Consider the following 17,886-nt stretch of genomic DNA (forward strand, 5'->3'; position numbering starts at 1 on the left):
ACAGTAAACTTTTAACTAGTGGATTATTACTGAAGTATTTATCTTAACCTTCCCCTAACCGTTTTAAGTCCTTGACCCGACATTTTTCCTAACAGTTCGTAACTATGAGCATGGCATAAGGCTACAGCTAAAGCATCGGCAGCATCGGCTTGCGGTGTACCGGGTAGTTTTAATAAGGTTTTAACCATATGCTGAACCTGACTTTTATCTGCGGCGCCGGTTCCTACAACTGATTGTTTAATTTGGCGGGCTGAATACTCTGCAATAGGAAGACCTCTATTAGTGGCAGCAACAATTGCAGCCCCCCTCGCTTGACCCAACTTAAGCGCACCACCGGGGTTTACGCCCATAAATACTTCTTCTATCGCAAATAATTCAGGTGAGAATTGCAATATTAATTCTGAAACGCCAGAAAAAATGGTTTGTAGTCTATCGCTAAACTGATTATCTCCGTCTTCTTTTGAAGTAGAAAATGCCTTGATACAACCGCTACCAAGATAGGTTAGCTTACGACCTTCAGTTTTAATAACACCGTAGCCAGTGATTCGAGAGCCTGGATCAATGCCAAGAATAATAGTCAAAAAATTAACCACCTTATTCGGGTTAGATACTTATACATAGGTAATATACATAAAAAATGCAGTTAAGATTTATCTTAACTGCATTTTATTTTCACTCAACATTACAGATAATAATTAACTATCAGTTTCAGTCTTTTTTTCTTTAGGCAAGATAGCAATACCTAGTTCAGTTAACTGAGCAGGATTAGCTTGACCTGGAGCGTTAGTTAAAGGACATGCCGCTGTTGTTGTTTTAGGGAATGCCATTACGTCTCTGATAGAAGTAGCGCCAGTCATTAACATAACTAAACGGTCTAAACCAAACGCTAAACCAGCATGCGGTGGAGCACCATATTGTAATGCTTCAAGTAAGAAACCAAATTTCTCTTGAGCTTCTTCGTCACTAATACCTAAAATTCTAAATACTGCGGCTTGCATATCTTGATTATGGATACGAACAGAACCACCACCTAATTCACAACCGTTTAATACCATGTCGTATGCGTCAGATAACGCACCAACAGGATTAGCTTCAAGTTGTTCAGCGGTTAAATTAGTAGGTGCTGTAAATGGATGATGAATAGCGTGCATATGCCCGTCTACTTCTTCAAACATTGGGAAATCAACAACCCATAACGGCTTCCATTCACCTTGCAGTAAGTCTAAGTCTTCACCTAATTTAAGACGTAAAGCACCTAAAGACTCTGTTACTACGTTGTATGTGTCTGAACCAAAGAATACAATGTCGCCATCTTTTGCATTAGCTCTATCAAGTAAAGCATTAACAGACTCTTCAGTTAAAAATTTAAGAATTGGCGATTGTAAACCTTCAAGCCCTGCAGCTCTGTCGTTCACTTTTAACCAAGGCATACCTTTAGCACCGTAAATACCAACAAACTTAGTTAAGTCGTCGATGTTTTTACGTGAAAACTTAGATGCGCCATCTGGTACACAAATAACGGAAACACGACCTTTAGGATCGTTAGCTGGACCTGAGAATACTTTAAATTCAACGTCTTTTAAAATATCAGCAACGTCTACAATTTCTAATGGATTACGTAAATCTGGCTTGTCTGAACCAAAACGCGTCATGGCTTCTGAGTAAGGCATACGTGGAAATTCACCTAAATCTACGTTTAGTAGTTTTAAGAAAAGCTCACGGATCATCTTTTCAGTAACAGCCATTACTTGATCAGACGACATAAATGAAGTTTCAATATCTATTTGCGTAAATTCTGGTTGGCGATCAGCACGTAAATCTTCATCACGGAAACATTTTACGATTTGGTAGTAACGCTCCATACCCGACATCATCAACAATTGTTTAAATAATTGTGGAGATTGTGGCAATGCAAAAAATTGACCTTTATGAGTGCGACTTGGTACTAAGTAATCTCTTGCACCTTCAGGGGTTGCAGCCGTTAAAATTGGTGTTTCAATATCTAAAAAGCCTAAGTTTTCTAACGATTCACGAACTGAAGCAGTAACTTTTGCGCGGAAACGTAAACGCTCTGTCATTTCAGGACGACGTAAATCTAAATAGCGATATTTTAAACGTTGCTCTTCAGAGTTTGTTTGGTTTGAATCTAATGGTAATGGAGCGGCTTTGTTTAAGATGTTTAGCTCTAAACCTAATATCTCAATTGCGCCAGTTGCCATATCTTTGTTGATTTGACCTTCAGGACGTGCACGAACTTTACCTTTAATTTGAACACAAAATTCGTTTCTTAAGGTATTCGCTTTAGCGATAACTTCTGGTAAGTCTGGATCATAAACAACCTGAACCATACCTTCTCTATCTCTTAAATCTAAAAAGATAACTGCGCCTAAATCACGACGGCGATTAACCCAACCACAAAGAGTAACTTCTTGACCAACATGAGATTCGTTAACCTCACCACAATACATAGTACGCATTTAGCAATTCCTGAGCATTTGCACTTGTGATTAATTCACAAGCTAATGAATATAAAAATTGGCGATATTATATAGTAATGAGTCGCAATGTCACCTCTGCAAGACTAATAAACTCTATCAGGGAATGATAATTAAAATAACAAATATCCATGCGAGTTAATTAATCGTGCACTGTTTATGGTTTGCCTTATAAATTTCAGTTAAAATAAGCGCAATAAAGCTATTTTCTTAAAGATTTTGCATGATAAATTCTGATACTGATCTCATTTTTTCAAGTAAGAAAGCTCAAATAAAAGACTTTGCCTTTGATAAGCAAGTTGTTGAAGTTTTTCCTGACATGATTTCGCGCTCTGTACCTGGTTACAATACCATTATTAATACCATTGGTAATTTGAGTAAAGAGTACGCGCAAGCCAATACCAACATTTACGATTTAGGTTGTTCCTTAGGTGCTGCAACACTGGCGATGAAAAAGTCGATCACCGTAAAAAACTGTTCAATCATCGGTATAGATAACTCTTCAGCTATGGTTGAACGTTGTAAAATGCATGTAAATGCGTTTAAAGGTGAGTCTCAAGTTGAAATTTGTGAAGGTAATATTTTAGACATTGAGCTTAAAAATGCTTCTATGGTCGTGCTTAATTTTACACTGCAATTTATCGAACCCGATGCACGCCAAAACCTCATTCAAAAAATTTATGATGGTTTACAACCCGGTGGTATATTAGTGTTATCTGAAAAGTTAAAAGCTGCAGATGATGTGTGTAATGAACTATTAATCGATTTACATCATAATTTTAAAAGAGAAAATGGTTACAGCGAGTTAGAAATCGCTCAAAAAAGAACGGCGATTGAAAATGTAATGCGCCCCGATACTTTAGAAACCCATTTATCTCGCCTTCAAGACTCAGGTTTTAATCACGTTAATCAGTGGTTTCAATGTTTTAATTTCATGTCACTTGTTGCAATAAAATGATCTCATTTAATAAGTTTTACCAATTAATCGCACAAAACCGTTTAAGTTCTTGGCTCAATGTTTTACCTGCTCAATTAACCACTTGGCAAAAAAGTGAGTTACATGGTGAGTTTTCTCACTGGGAAAAAACCTTAGATGCTCTGCCTAATACTACGCCTTCTTCAATCGATTTAAGTAATAGCGTAACCATTGGAGCAGAAACAGATATTAATGCCGGTGAGTTTAAGCGCATTGAAAACCTACTTAAAAAGTTTAAACCTTGGCGTAAAGGTCCTTACCATATTCACGGATTACACGTAGATACCGAGTGGCGATCAGACTTTAAATGGGATCGACTCGCTCCACACATTAGTGACTTATCAAATCGATACGTTTTAGATATTGGCTGCGGCAGTGGTTACCATTTGTGGAGAATGCGTGGTGCGGGCGCTAAATTTGTAGTGGGTATAGATCCTACTCAATTATTTTTTATGCAATTTAATGCTGTCAAACATTTCGCACAAGACGATAACGTACATTTATTACCCTTAGGCGTTGAAGATTTACCTGAGCTAAAAGCCTTTGATACGGTGTTTGCTATGGGTGTGCTTTATCACAGAAGATCGCCTATCGACTTCTTATACCAATTAAAAGCACAACTGGTTAAAGGTGGCGAATTAGTATTAGAAACTTTAGTGGTTGATGGCGATATTAATACCGTATTAGTACCAGGCGAACGTTACGCAAAAATGAGAAACGTTTGGTTTTTACCAAGCTGTGACGCTATGGTTGCTTGGATGGAACGTTGTGGATTTAAAGACATTAAAGTGGTAAATACCGACGTTACTGCCTTAGATGAACAACGAAAAACTGATTGGATTGATACAGAGTCTTTAGAAGATTTTCTTGACCCTAACGATCCAACTAAAACAATAGAAGGTTACCCGGCCCCTAAACGCGCAATTTTTATAGCTCATACTTAATCAAGTTACCATGGTACAAGTACGATTAAGTATTTGTACCATTCAATAAAATAGATATCACCACAAATACTTAGACATAAGTTTATCGTATAAACCACGGTATTTTATTTCATCAATACCTTTATCAAACTTATCTTTAAGTTGCTCAGACTTAAAACCAGCCGAATACTGCTTTTCATCAAAAATATAATGTACTTTAAATGAATTCTGATACATGGATTTTTCATGACTGTTACAAAAGTAAATAAAAATATTTAAGTCCAAAATAATCACTTCTGCTTCACCCGTGAACAACATATCTACTTGTTCTCGTTGCTCTGCCACCTCTCTATACTGATATGAACTCGCAACTTTGAGGTTATATTCATCGCCCATGTGCTTACGGGCTCTTTGAAAAGCCACGATTGTTAGTCCAGCTAAATCATCTATGTCCTCAATAATTAATTCTCTTTCCGCTAACGAAACTGCAACATTTTGATAAGTAATATAAGGTTTTGAAACGTACATACCCGGATATATGTAATTTGATGGTACGATTGATATAGCATCTACATTAGATTTTTGAAATCCTAAAACAGTTCGAGATAGCTGGACATGCTGAAACTCAGGCACAATATTTTGAGTTGATAACGCATCTCTAATAATATCCATTTGTAAACCACCACCATTTTCACTCGTAATAAATGGCGGCTTAGGTAATCCCGCTAAGAACAATACCCTTTCACGTTCGCCAGAAACTGCAGCACAGCATTTCACAGCAACAAAGGTAAAAGTAGCAGCTACAACACGATATTTAGCTTTTTGAAAAATACTAATTATAGACTCCTCTATAAATATAACTTTAAGCAGGTAAAAACATCATATAAAGTTGAGGGGGTGGGTAATATCCAGATATACCCGTTACCAATCAAGATGCGTATTTCAGAGCTGCACCTTAAATGGTTACGGATGCACACATATTGTATACTGTATACCTAAAACTGGTCAACCACCTTGTTAACATTATCACATGATTTACGACATTTTTATTACAATAAAGGAAGAATATGGAAACGCCTTGGTTAGAAAGACGACAATTAAGTATGACAAAGCGTCAAAATGATCATAGAACACCATTTCAAAGAGACAGAGCAAGGATATTGCATTCTGCAGCATTCAGACGTTTACAATCTAAAACACAAGTAATGGGAAGTGGGCAAAGTGATTTTTACAGAACACGACTCACCCATTCATTAGAAGCCGCACAAATAGGTTCGGGGATCACTTCACAGCTTCGTTGCAAATATCCTGATGTTTGTAGCAGTATACTTCCTGATGACGATACGTTGATTGAATCAATTTGTTTAGCCCATGATATTGGACACCCACCTTTTGGTCATGGTGGAGAAGTCGCTTTACATTATATGATGCGTAACCACGGTGGATTTGAAGGCAATGGTCAAACCTTAAGAATTGTTGCTCGGTTAGAACCTTTTAGTAAAGATTGTGGTATGAACCTTACACGAAGATCTCTACTGGGTTTACTAAAATATCCGCAAACTATTGATGTATTAAATACTCAAAAAAATCAGGAAGAACCTAAATCATTCAGGCAACTAAAAGCTTCCCAGTGGCATCCACCTAAAGGTATTTATTCTGATGATTTAGATATTTTATCTTGGATTTTACAGCCATTATCAGAGCTAGATAGACAACATTTCCAACAAATTCAAAGCCAAAAGAATAAACACCATAAAACACAGTTCAAATCATTTGACTGCTCTATTATGGAGTTAGCCGATGATATTGCTTACGGAATACACGATTTAGAAGACGCGATAGTTACAGGTGTAGTGAGTCAAACTGATTTCGATATTCATGTTATTGATAAATTAAAAGCCATAAATAACGAATGGTTGTCTGTGTATTGTAACGATTTATCTAGTAAACTTTTTAGTGACCAATTCTATTTACAAAAAGAAGCTATTGGTGGTTTAGTTAATTACCTGATCACTGAAATTATATTAGTGGATTTAAACGAGTTAGAATCTTTAAGCTTTGCAGAACCATTATTACAACACAACGCTAAACTTCCTGACGTTGCGGCAAAAGTATTACAGGTTTTTAAAGATTTTGTTTTTGAATTTGTGATCAAACAAACAGATATTCAAAGACTTGAATATAAAGGCCAACAAATTGTTATGGAATTATTTGAAGCGTTTGAATCAGATCCTTTACGATTATTACCTAAGCCTACGGCTAAGCGCTGGCAATATGCCAAAGATAACAACCTGAATCATCATAGAGTGATTGCCGATTATGTGGCTGGAATGACGGATGATTACGCAACAAAACTCTATAAGACCTTATTTATACCTATGGCGCAAAACAGTATTAAAGAAAACAATTACTAATAAAAATGCCAATCAGTACAACTGATTGGCATTTTCTTTTCAATAAACAATTATTAACAACAGCATTAAAACATTTTTTTAACGTCTGCTACCGTCGATAAAAACTCATCGCTTTGCATAAATTCAACATCAGGTATAAGACCTTTATCTACATAACTTTTTATCAATACTTTACAGGTTGATTCATTTTTAAAGATATCATTAGCAATAGCTCCAGCTCTGATAAAATCGATATAATGAACTTCTTCAGGGAGCATGGTTAAGTCACTCCAACTTTTTACTAATTCAATAAATTGATCTGAAAAACCCCAAGCTTTTGTTACTTCAGCACCAATGTTACTTGATAATTTAACAATAGCTTGCTGTAAAAAAGTAGGATTAGCAAAAACGTCTGGATGATTTTCAGCTTCAGTTAATATAGGTAAAACACCAATAGAGTGTACTAAAGCAGCAAGAGTTAGCTCGTCTAAAGACAAGGAACTATGTTTATTTTTTTGTTTATAAAATGTCATCAATGCAATAGCAACAGAGGCCACATCAATAGTTTTTTTCCATGATTTTTTCAAATACATTGCCACTATTTTATTTTTAGAAACAAAAACTTGCTCTATAGCCATAGCGGTTGCAATACTTTTAATTTGCCTCAAACCTATACGAGTAACGGCTTGATTTACCGTTTCAACTTTTACAGCGCGCCCAAGTAAAGGGCTATTAGCTACCTTTATCATACCTAATGAAAGCGCAGGGTCATTCGCAATAATCTCGCTCATTTGAGCTAAGTTAACATCGGGATCATCTGCTGACTCACGTACTTTGAGTGCTATTTTTGGCAGCGTGGGTAATACCAATGCATCTTGTTTAATCTTTTCAACTAAAATGGTATATAGTGCGTTTTCAGTTCCCATAAAATGACCTCTAATTTTTATTAAGTACAACTTTAACATAGCACATTATGATTAAATCGATAGTTAATTTTTATAAAAATATATAACTTTTTCAACTAAATATATTATCATTTAAACTGCTAGTTCACTTTCAATATTCTGTTACTAAAGCTTACTTTATTGTGTAATAACTTTTCGAACAATACGTTATAATGAACCGTTATTTTTAGTCTATTTACTCATAAAGGAATTTTATGTTGAAGTTATACGTTTGCTTTTTTACCCTACTCTTTGTAGGTAAAATATTTGCGAGCAATATAGCCTTATCACTACCTGAAAACTTACCCGATGAAGTTAAAAGCAACATCAAAGCTTATTTAGGTGAACTTCCTGATAACCCTCAATCTAGAGTGTCTTTTATTTACTCAGCAAAAAATAACACAATTAAAGCACTACAAGCTTTAGGTTATTATCGTTCAGTGGTTAGCACTAACTTAATTAAAAGTGAAGACGATACTCCGTGGAAGCTTGCTTTAACCATACAATTAAAAGAAGTGACTTTAGTTAACTCTATTAACGTAAATATAAGTGGTGAAGCGCAAAACGATAAAATGTTTAATTCACTCACGTCAAACTTGGCAATTAAACCGCAAGATCGTTTACATCATGGTAATTACCAAAAAATAAAGTCAGAGATTATCGCGTTAGCGCTACAACGAGGTTACTTCGATGGCTATTTCGAAACCGCTAAAATAGCTATAACGCCAGAAAATACCGCAGATATTTCTCTTACCTATAAAAGTGGTAAGCGCTATAAATTTGGTAAAATTGAATTTATAAATAACACCATAGATCAAAATTTTATCAATAAATTAGTCCCCTTTACTTACGGAGACGATTATCAAGTATCTACACTTCAACAATTTCAAAATAACTTAGAAAAAACTCAATATTTTAGCAATATTGTTATTGTCCCTAACCAAGATGATCCATCTGCAGCAAAAGATAAGTTTGTTCCTATTCAGGTCACATTAAAAGAAGCTAAAAAACACTATTTTGATATAGGTTTAGGTTACGCTACTGATACAGACTTTAGGATTTCTGGTGGCTGGAGAACACCATTAGTTAACAAGTATGGCCATAGACAAGAAACACAAATAAAGTACTCAAAAATAAATCCAACAGGACGTTTTATTTATTCAATTCCCATCAATGGCTCTCTTAACGATACGATTCAATTCAAACTACTATTAGAAAATAATGAATATGGTGATGTTGATAGTAATTATTGGTCATCTAGAATAAGTAAAATAAAAGTAAGTGATACTGTAAATTCTGAATACTATGTTCGTTTTCTTCATGAAGAATGGGATATAGACACTTTAGACGACATGGCCGACTATTTTTTATTGGGCTACAGTTGGTCTAATACACACAGAGATGGCAGTTTAATAGATCCCAGTGATGGCTTTAGTCAATATTATAATATTGAAGGCACTCATACCGAGATATCTTCTGAAACGAGTTTTTTAAAATTTTATGCCCATTGGCGATATATAAAAACCATCAAACCCAAACACCGTATCGTTACACGTGCTGAAATAGGCTATACCTTGTTAGATAGTTCAAATGCTGAAGAATTGTCACCTTCTTTACGTTTTTTTGCGGGCGGAGATCAAAGTATTAGAGGCTTTGCCTACCAATCGATAGGACCTACACGCCGACAAGTCAATTCAGATCAATCAAGTGAAGATCTCGTTGTGGGCGGTAATCGATTAGCTGTAGCAAGTATTGAATATCAATATTATTTTACACCTACCATTAGAGGCGCAATATTTGCTGATATAGGAAGTTCATTTGATACAGGATTTCAAAAGAAATACTCTGTAGGACCTGGTATTCATTATATATCGCCTATTGGCGCGATAAAACTCGATGTAGGATACAGCTTAAGTGAAGATAATCCTTCGTGGCGATTACATTTAAACTTAGGTGCTGAACTATAATGACATCACCTAAAGTAACCCCAAAAGACGCTAGTCCAACCAAAATAAAAAACAAGAGCTTACGCCGTAAAGTAACTTCTTATACGGCTATTTTTATTACGAGCTTACTCTGCTTGTTAGCCATCCTTTACAGTAGCCCATGGGGAACTCAGGCCAGTATTTCACTCATTAATAAATTTTCTGATGTGACATTAATTTATAAAGGCGGCATGTTTTCAGAAAAAATAGAATTTTCAGATTTTATTTATCAAAACGATGACGTAAAAGTGCACGCTAAAAACGTGACATTAAAATTTCATTTACGCTGTTTTTGGCAAAAGCAACTATGTATTGATAGTTTAAACATAGGCGATTTGTCATTAAAAATTAAATCATCAAATACGCCAAAGTCAGAATTTACTCTGCTTGAAATACCTATTGCGATAAAGATCAAAAAACTGTTAGTTGCAAAAACAGCGATAGAGTTAACTGATCAAGTAATTAATATTACTGGCTTTACTTCTCCTATTAATATTAAAAAAAGTACCTTTACCTTTAATAGTCCGAGTATTAAAGAAATTGCTGTAGCTGATTTTGTGAATAACAAGGTTGCAGGAAAAACAGCAGCAACTAAACCAGCAATAATCAATAAACAAAAAAGCGATACCTCTACGTTAGCTTTACCTGAAATAGAGCTTCCATTTGAATTAAAGATCATCAATTTTAAAATGGATACGTTATCAAATAACCTTGCTACATTAGATAACCTACCTAACAAAATAACTGATATAAATATTGGTTTAACATGGTTCAAAAATGATCTATTTATTACCTTATTCAAAGTAAATTATGGTACTGGATTAGCTGATATTAATGGCAAATTATCATTAATCAAAAACTACCCGCTAGACATTCAACTTAAACATCAGCTAAACAATAATACTTATTGGCCTGAAGTTAACAACTCTGCACAAATAGTTAATATTAAAGGTGATTTATCTCAACTTGATTTGCAGTTTAAAAGTGAAGGCAGCTTAGCGCTTACAGGTAACGCTAACCTTAATATTATCGACAATAACTTCCCTTATAATCTTAATTTAGAAGCAACTAAACTCCCTGTATATAATCAGGTAAGTCAGCACCTTCACCCTTCTGTGTTGTCTTTAACATCACAAGGCGACATTAATAAGCAAATATTATCATTAAATAGTGTACTCAATGGCTTAGGCTATAAAAATGCAAAAACATCGTTAAAGCTTACACATAACAAACTCATAGAAAATAAAATAACGATTGAAGAATTTGGCTTAAATGATGCGAAAAACAACCTGAGCATCAAAGGTCATATTGCTTTAAGCGACAAACCATCGTGGAATTTAAAAATCAAATCTACAGGCTTTACTTTTCCTCAATTTAAACATTTAGATGCTCAATACGACAATATTAAAGAATGGTTATCAGGACGGATCAAAGGTAACTTAGATACCACGGGCATATATGATAAAGAAAATTCATCCATCACATTAACTAACACCCATCTCACGGGTGACATTAATAAAATGCCTTTTGAATTATCAGGCGAAATAAATTTAAGTGAAAACTTACAACTTAAACCCAGTAAATTAAATTTATCGCTTTTTGATTCTCGCATGAGTTTTTCTGGCTATAGCGATAATGAGTGGCACGTAAAAGGAAATATAGAGGTTCCAAGTGCTAATAAATTTTATTCTGAAATAAACGGCAGTGTTTCTACTCGTTTTGATGTAACGGGTAATATCGATAAACCCAATATTTTATTTAAACATGATATTACTGACTTTGCTTTCAAGAAATCAGCCTCTCCTTTTATTACCATTCAAGGCAGTTATTCTCCCTTTGAAGAGCACTTAATCAATGCACAAATAAAAAGTAAAAGCATAAATTGGTTAAGTACCGAGTTAACACAAGTTGTTGCTAAAATTAACGCTGATATGAATCAACAAACATTTGATGTTAAGTGGGAAGGTGACTTTAAAAGTAAGTTTTTACTTAATGGTCTACGAAATGAAGACTCAAAAAATTGGGTAGGTATTATTGCTGGTGCTGAATTTAATTACTTAACTCAACATTGGCAGCCTGATACAGACATTATTATTGATTATAACGATCAAACACAAAAATTATCCTTGAATAAACATTGCTGGAACAATCAAGGGCTTAACATTTGTTTGCCTAAAGAAGTCTCATTTTTAGACTCAGGAAGCATTCCTCTAACTTTATACCTGAATAGTTCATACTTTAACGAAACCTTTGCCCCTAACGACATACTCGTTAATACCATAATTGAAGGTGGTGCAACGATAAATTGGACACCTGATAAACATTATGTAATAGAAGGCGATTTATCGGTTTTAGCAGGGAATATTTTACTTGATGAAAAAGAAATAGGTTTACCTGTTAAAGTATTAAGTGCTTGGGATCAAGGTCGATTAACCTTTAAACTTAACGATGATTTTGTACAAACACAACTAACGTTAACCCCAGATAAACAAACTAATGCCAATAATAATTATGACTTTTATTCAAATATAAATTTAGCAGGTAAAGTCACATTTAAAGATGATTTTCCCATATCTGCAAATATCGATATAGATAACTTTAATTTACGGCCGTTTCAATCAATCAGTCATGAAATCACCTTGCTTGAAGGCACTCTACATACTCAAGTTAATGTAACAGGTGATCTTAAAAACCCTAAAATTAATGGTGAAATTAATTTAGACAAAGGCCGTGTAAAATTATTAAAGAGTCCTAATGTAATTAACGATGTAAAAGTTAACTTAGCTCTTGAAAACACCAACGCCAAACTTGATGGCACCTTTAATATTGATAAAGATACTGGTTTTATTACAGGTGATGCTGACTGGAAAAAAGAAAAGTTACTTAACCTAAGCGTACATGCTGACCGTTTATCTATACTTGTTCCACCACAAATAGAGGCAACTATCGCTCCGCAGATTAATGCGGTGTTAACGCCAAACAACCTAAAAATATCAGGTAAAGTTAATGTGCTTAGCGGAATACTACGCGTAATTAACTTACCAGAAGGTAGTGTAGAGTTAACTAATGACGTTATTTTTGTTGATACCAAAGGTAACGAAATAGTTAAAGAAAAACGCTTTAATATTGAGTCTGATATTAGAGTATTCATTGATGAAGCTTTTCAACTTACAGGCCAAGGATTTAACGGTAACTTAGCAGGTGATATACGAGTACAGCACAGCAACCAGCAACCCATACAGATATTTGGTAATTTAAACATTCCTGATGGTCGCTATCATGCTTACGGACAACGCCTACAAATAGAACGAGGTAAAGTCGCGTTTAATGGCCCTATGGAAAACCCACATATAGATATTAAAGCCACAAGAACTATTCCTAAAGAAAACATAAAAGTGGGTGTTGAAATTAAAGGATTAGCAAACGCCCTTACACTCAAGCTTATTTCTACACCAGCACTGTCGCGAGCACAAACTTTGTCTTATTTATTAAGAGGGCAAGGACTCAAAAATGACGCTCCAGACGATTCAGGTATAGGTGTGGCTTTAGGTGCAGCTTTAGCAAACTATTCTGGCATTTTAAAGCAAATAGACAAACTACCGCTTATTAACAATGTTGAAATAGAAGGTGATAGCAGCCAAGTATCCATAGCCGGATATTTAGGTAAACGCATTTATGTAAAATATGGTGTTGGCGTAAACGAACCGGTTAATGAGTTAACCGTTAGATTATTTTTAATGAGTCGATTATGGGTAGAAACGATTTCAGGCTTAGAGAACTCGGCAGATATTTATTATTCTTTTGATTCAGATTTGTAATAGGTTAATTTAATTAATGCAGTCTTTACGCTATAAAATAATCGAACTTTTTATCTTATTCATAATATTGCCGAGTAGTTTTACTCTACATTACCCAGTTTGGATAAAAGTAATTATGGGTGTTATTGGGTTCTCATATATTATATTTGTGCTTTTAAAAGTAGAAAGTTACAAGTTCAAAATGACTACGAATGTAAACTGGAAAGCATTTTGGAAGCGTGTTGTTTTACCTCTTCTCATTATCACAACTGTAACTACTTTTTATGTTTGGTCTACTGATAAGGCACAACTTTTTCATGTTATGTTAAATAATCCTAAACTCTGGTTATTTATCTTATTTTTTTATAGCCTATTTTCAGTATACCCACAGGAATTACTCTACAGAACATTCTTTTTTAAACGATACCAAGCTTTGTTTAAGAGCGAATGGCTATTCATTATTGTTAACGCTGCCCTATTCTCTTTAGCGCATATTTTCTTTAAAAACACATTAGTTATATTGCTCACGTTTATTGGTGGGATCTTATTTGCTTTAACTTTCAAAAAAACTAAATCGACCTTATTAGTTTCTATTGAACATTCAATTTATGGTTGTTGGTTATTTACGGTAGGCATGGGGAATATGTTAGGCTTTCCTTCTTAAAGTTAACACTCAAGTCATATGAGTAACTCGAGATAACCTGAGTTCGGTTTAAGATATTGTTAACTCATTGAAAAGTAATCACTAAAAACTCGGTTCGCTTCTAGCTTGATAGTTTTACTTAATTCAAGGCAAATTTACGCGTCAATATCTGGCCTATTGCAAGTGAATTTAACGCAGAAGTTAGTAAAAGTAGCTGCTAGAAGAACATTTATTAAGCCGAACTCAGGTTAGATAGTTACACTGGTTATCTACTTTATCTTATCTAAAAACAATTAGTTCCAAGTTTTTTCCGACACTAAATGCCAATCATATTGCCATTCTGGTGGAATATTTTGTTCATCAAGTAAACTATCCGGAGCAATATAGTTATAGCGTTGCCCTAAATGTTCAATACTATTTTCTGAAACACGTGTTTGAATATGGTGTGGCTTAATATCACTTACATTTTCTAAGCCCGCGGCTCCTACTAATTCAGCTAAGTTTTTGATCATAGCCGCATGAAACTTATAAACTCTCTCGCCCTTCTCTTCATAATCTAAAGCGTTATAACGGGCCGCGTCTTGTGTTGCTATACCTGTTGGGCAGGTATCATTATTACAATGACGAGACTGAATACAACCTAAGGATAACATCATAGCTCTAGCACTATTCACCGTGTCTGCTCCTAAAGCTAATAATCGCAATACGTGAAAAGCAGAGAGTGCTTTCCCTGAAGCGATTAATCGCAATTTATCTCTAACACCACAGCCAACCAGTGCATTTTGTACAAAAACCAAAGCATCTCTTAAGGGCATCCCCACTGAATTAGTAAACTCGATTGGCGAAGCACCTGTACCGCCTTCACTACCGTCAATAGTAATAAAGTCAGGAGAAGATCCTGTCACTACCATAGCTTTACATAAGGCTAAAAATTCACGTTTACTACCTATACATAATTTAATGCCAACAGGCTTTCCTCCTGAAAGCTCTTTTAAACGATCAATAAAAGCTAAAAGCTCTATTGGCGTATTAAAGCTGCTGTGTGCAGGGGGAGAAATAACGTCTTGGCCCAAAGGTACTTTTCGAATTGCTGCAATTTCAGGGGTTAGTTTTACTGCAGGTAAAATACCTCCATGTCCGGGTTTAGCGCCTTGCGAAAGTTTAATTTCTATCATTTTCACATAATCTTGGTTCGCTGTTTCTAAAAATAAAGGCTCACTAAAATTACCTTTGTTGTCTCTACAACCAAAATACCCTGTACCAATCTGCCATACCAAATCTGCGCCATATTGAAGATGATAAGCACTTATGCCGCCTTCACCAGAGTTATGATAAAACCCACCTTTTTTAGCGCCTTTGTTTAACGCTAATATGGCATTTTTACTCAATGCACCAAAGCTCATAGCTGAAATATTTAATAGCGAAGCTTTGTAAGCTTTTTCTCCATGCCCAAAGGTAACTCTAGGGTCTTGATCTTTAAGGTGTGTAGGCTTTATCGAGTGGCTCATCCACTGATAGCCCACTTTATAAACATCAAACTGAGTACCAAAAGGACGTGTGTCGTTTACTCCCTTTGAACGTTGATAAACAAGATCTCTAAATTCTCGATTAATGGGTCTACCACTTAGATTAGTTTCAATAAAATATTGTTGAATTTCAGGGCGAAAAGATTCTAATAAGTACCTAATATGACCTACAACTGGATAAATGCGTAAGATGGTGTGTTTACTAAAAAAAATATCATGCAAACCCAAGATGATTAAAGGCAAGGCAATCACCAACAACCAAACAACACTAGGCCAATAAAACTGACCAAAAAAGATAACAGCAAGAGAAGCAACTGAAATAAAATAAAACCACTGACGAGCAAGCATAACTACGATCCTAAATACCTAAGTAGAATAATCCTATATGGAGTCTTTTGTTAAATAAAGAAAATAAGCCATTGTTTTATAACAATGGCTTAGCTTTGAAGTTTGTATCTAAAAATTTAAACTGAAATAGGCGCTTTAATATGTGGGTGAGCTTCGTAACCTACCAATTCAAAATCTTCAAAGGTAAAATCAAAAATACTCGCTACATTTGGATTAATTTTCATTGTAGGCAATGGCAAAGGCTTTCTTGAAAGCTGCTCTTGAACTTGTTCCATATGGTTTGAATATAAATGAGCATCGCCAAAGGTATGGACAAAGTCACCTAATTCTAAATCACACACTTGAGCAATCATCATAGTGAATAAAGCGTAGCTCGCAATGTTAAATGGTACACCTAAGAATATATCAGCACTGCGTTGATATAGCTGACATGACAACTTTCCATTTAATACATAAAATTGAAACAAGGTATGACACGGCGGTAAAGCTTGCTTACCTATTGCCGCATTTTCTGATGGTGATATTGAAGTATCAGGCAATAACGCAGGATTCCACGCTGTAATAATATGCCGGCGAGAATCAGGATTTGTTTTAAGGTCATGAATAAGTTGCGCTAGTTGATCAATAGTTTCACCATTTGATGCAGGCCAATTACGCCATTGCACGCCATATACGGGGCCTAACTCACCTTCTTGCGTTGCCCATGCATCCCAAATTTTAACGCCATTTTCTTTAAGATAAGCAATATTAGATTCACCTTTTATAAACCAAAGTAATTCATGAATAATTGATTTTAAATGACATTTTTTTGTAGTCACTAAAGGAAAACCTTTAGCTAAATCAAACCGCATTTGATAACCAAAAACACTGCGTGTTCCTGTACCTGTTCTATCTGATTTATCTACACCGTTATCGTGTACATGTTTCATTAAATCTAAGTACGCTTGCATGAAAATATCCTATGAAATAGCGTTTAAGGTGAAGTTTATTACCTAAAAATTAGTGACGTTATAATAATAGATTAGTTAATTATTGGCTAACTAAAGATCATTTTCAGCGCGACAATTAATAAGAAAAAAGAAAATAAGCGCTTCAATGTTTTTACTGGTAGCTTATTCGCATACTGCACACCAAAAGGTGCAAAAAAAGTAGACGTAATAACTATAGATATTAATGCAGGCAAATAAACATACCCCATACTCCATGGCGGAAGTTCATTTACACCAATACCTGATATTATGTAACCTGCGCTGCCAAATGCTGCCACCAATGCACCACACATAGTAGCAAGCCCTATAGCATGACGAACCGATACACCAAAAATAGTTAAAATAGGGATCAAAATAACCGCGCCTGAAATTCCCATTAAACTTGCCAATACACCACAAGCATAAGCAATGATAAAAATAGCAGCGTCATTTGGTAAAGGCCAAGTCTTAACAACCCTAACTGAAAGCAACATATAAAGGGCCAAGGTGCTAACCGCTACGGCAAATATAGTTTTTAAAACCGTAACCGAGAGTAAATCAGCAACTAACGCCCCACTTAAAGAACCTAAAGAAATCGCGACAATAAATTTTTTCGTTAATGACCACGGAATATTACTGTTTTTATAATGAGATAAAGTCGCTGCAGATGAAGTAACAACAATAGAACACAAAGACGTACCTAATGCTAAAGGCAATACAACGTCCATAGGAAGATCTAATAAAGGAAGTAAATAAATAAGTGCAGGAACAATGATCAGCCCTCCACCAATGCCTAATAAGCCTGATAGGAAGCCAACAACAATGCCGATTAAAACACATGATAAAAGAATAATACTTAGCATATAGCCTTTTAAGTTCGCCCTTTGG

The 17,886-nt window shown here is 35.1% G+C and carries 13 protein-coding genes; 6 read left to right on the forward strand and 7 right to left on the reverse strand.

All coding sequences use genetic code 11. The annotated features are described in order from the left end of the window. Positions 1–38: 38 nt before the first annotated feature. Positions 39–581, reverse strand: coding sequence for a crossover junction endodeoxyribonuclease RuvC (ruvC, locus tag ACM9HF_RS07275; RefSeq protein ID WP_473616540.1), 543 nt, complete (start codon positions 579–581; stop codon positions 39–41). A gap of 114 nt (positions 582–695) precedes the next feature. Further along, the gene (gene aspS / locus ACM9HF_RS07280) at positions 696–2,477 is read right to left on the reverse strand and encodes an aspartate--tRNA ligase (protein WP_473616545.1); all 1,782 of its coding nucleotides are present in this window, start codon (positions 2,475–2,477) and stop codon (positions 696–698) included. A 241-nt stretch (positions 2,478–2,718) separates the two neighbouring features. Between aspS and cmoA the strand changes: the two genes are divergently transcribed. Together cmoA and cmoB are read left to right on the forward strand one after the other, a co-directional pair. Then, a complete protein-coding gene (gene cmoA / locus ACM9HF_RS07285) occupies positions 2,719–3,453 on the forward strand; it encodes a carboxy-S-adenosyl-L-methionine synthase CmoA (protein ID WP_473616548.1) in 735 nt (244 codons plus the stop codon). After that, the gene (gene cmoB, locus ACM9HF_RS07290) at positions 3,450–4,415 is read left to right on the forward strand and encodes a tRNA 5-methoxyuridine(34)/uridine 5-oxyacetic acid(34) synthase CmoB (RefSeq protein WP_473616552.1); all 966 of its coding nucleotides are present in this window, start codon (positions 3,450–3,452) and stop codon (positions 4,413–4,415) included. Before cmoA ends, cmoB begins: the two co-directional genes overlap by 4 nt. Positions 4,416–4,472: 57 nt before the next feature. Here the strand turns inward: cmoB and ACM9HF_RS07295 are convergent, their stop codons facing one another. Beyond that, positions 4,473–5,171, reverse strand: coding sequence for a substrate-binding periplasmic protein (locus tag ACM9HF_RS07295; protein WP_473616556.1), 699 nt, complete (start codon positions 5,169–5,171; stop codon positions 4,473–4,475). Between the two features lie 290 nt (positions 5,172–5,461). On the opposite strand from ACM9HF_RS07295, the gene ACM9HF_RS07300 reads away from it, so the two are divergent. Beyond that, positions 5,462–6,808, forward strand: a complete 1,347-nt coding sequence (locus tag ACM9HF_RS07300) for an anti-phage deoxyguanosine triphosphatase (RefSeq protein WP_473616558.1) — start codon at positions 5,462–5,464, stop codon at positions 6,806–6,808. A 65-nt stretch (positions 6,809–6,873) separates the two neighbouring features. On the opposite strand, the gene ACM9HF_RS07305 is transcribed toward ACM9HF_RS07300, so the two are convergent. Next, positions 6,874–7,713, reverse strand: coding sequence for an HDOD domain-containing protein (locus tag ACM9HF_RS07305; RefSeq protein WP_473616562.1), 840 nt, complete (start codon positions 7,711–7,713; stop codon positions 6,874–6,876). 233 nt (positions 7,714–7,946) lie between these two features. Between ACM9HF_RS07305 and ACM9HF_RS07310 the strand changes: the two genes are divergently transcribed. From ACM9HF_RS07310 to ACM9HF_RS07320, 3 genes are all read left to right on the forward strand, one after another. After that, positions 7,947–9,698, forward strand: a complete 1,752-nt coding sequence (locus ACM9HF_RS07310; RefSeq protein ID WP_473616567.1) for an autotransporter assembly complex protein TamA — start codon at positions 7,947–7,949, stop codon at positions 9,696–9,698. Further along, positions 9,698–13,534 carry a translocation/assembly module TamB domain-containing protein gene (locus ACM9HF_RS07315; RefSeq protein WP_473616572.1) on the forward strand — a complete coding sequence of 1,279 codons (3,837 nt, stop codon included), beginning with the start codon at positions 9,698–9,700 and terminating at the stop codon, positions 13,532–13,534. The genes ACM9HF_RS07310 and ACM9HF_RS07315 overlap by 1 nt, the downstream gene beginning before the upstream one ends. Positions 13,535–13,715: 181 nt before the next feature. Then, on the forward strand, positions 13,716–14,177 hold the full coding sequence (locus tag ACM9HF_RS07320) for a CPBP family intramembrane glutamic endopeptidase (RefSeq protein WP_473616576.1): 462 nt from the start codon (positions 13,716–13,718) through the stop codon (positions 14,175–14,177). A gap of 272 nt (positions 14,178–14,449) precedes the next feature. Here the strand turns inward: ACM9HF_RS07320 and ACM9HF_RS07325 are convergent, their stop codons facing one another. From ACM9HF_RS07325 to ACM9HF_RS07335, 3 genes are all read right to left on the reverse strand, one after another. Next, a complete protein-coding gene (locus ACM9HF_RS07325; RefSeq protein WP_473616581.1) occupies positions 14,450–16,030 on the reverse strand; it encodes an FMN-binding glutamate synthase family protein in 1,581 nt (526 codons plus the stop codon). A gap of 116 nt (positions 16,031–16,146) precedes the next feature. After that, positions 16,147–16,980, reverse strand: coding sequence for a thymidylate synthase (locus tag ACM9HF_RS07330; protein ID WP_473616584.1), 834 nt, complete (start codon positions 16,978–16,980; stop codon positions 16,147–16,149). An 86-nt stretch (positions 16,981–17,066) separates the two neighbouring features. Then, positions 17,067–17,861, reverse strand: coding sequence for a sulfite exporter TauE/SafE family protein (locus tag ACM9HF_RS07335; RefSeq protein ID WP_473616588.1), 795 nt, complete (start codon positions 17,859–17,861; stop codon positions 17,067–17,069). Between the last annotated feature and the right edge of the window lie 25 nt (positions 17,862–17,886).

The organism is Colwellia sp. RE-S-Sl-9 (genome assembly GCF_048296855.1).
Lineage (GTDB): Bacteria > Pseudomonadota > Gammaproteobacteria > Enterobacterales > Alteromonadaceae > Pseudocolwellia.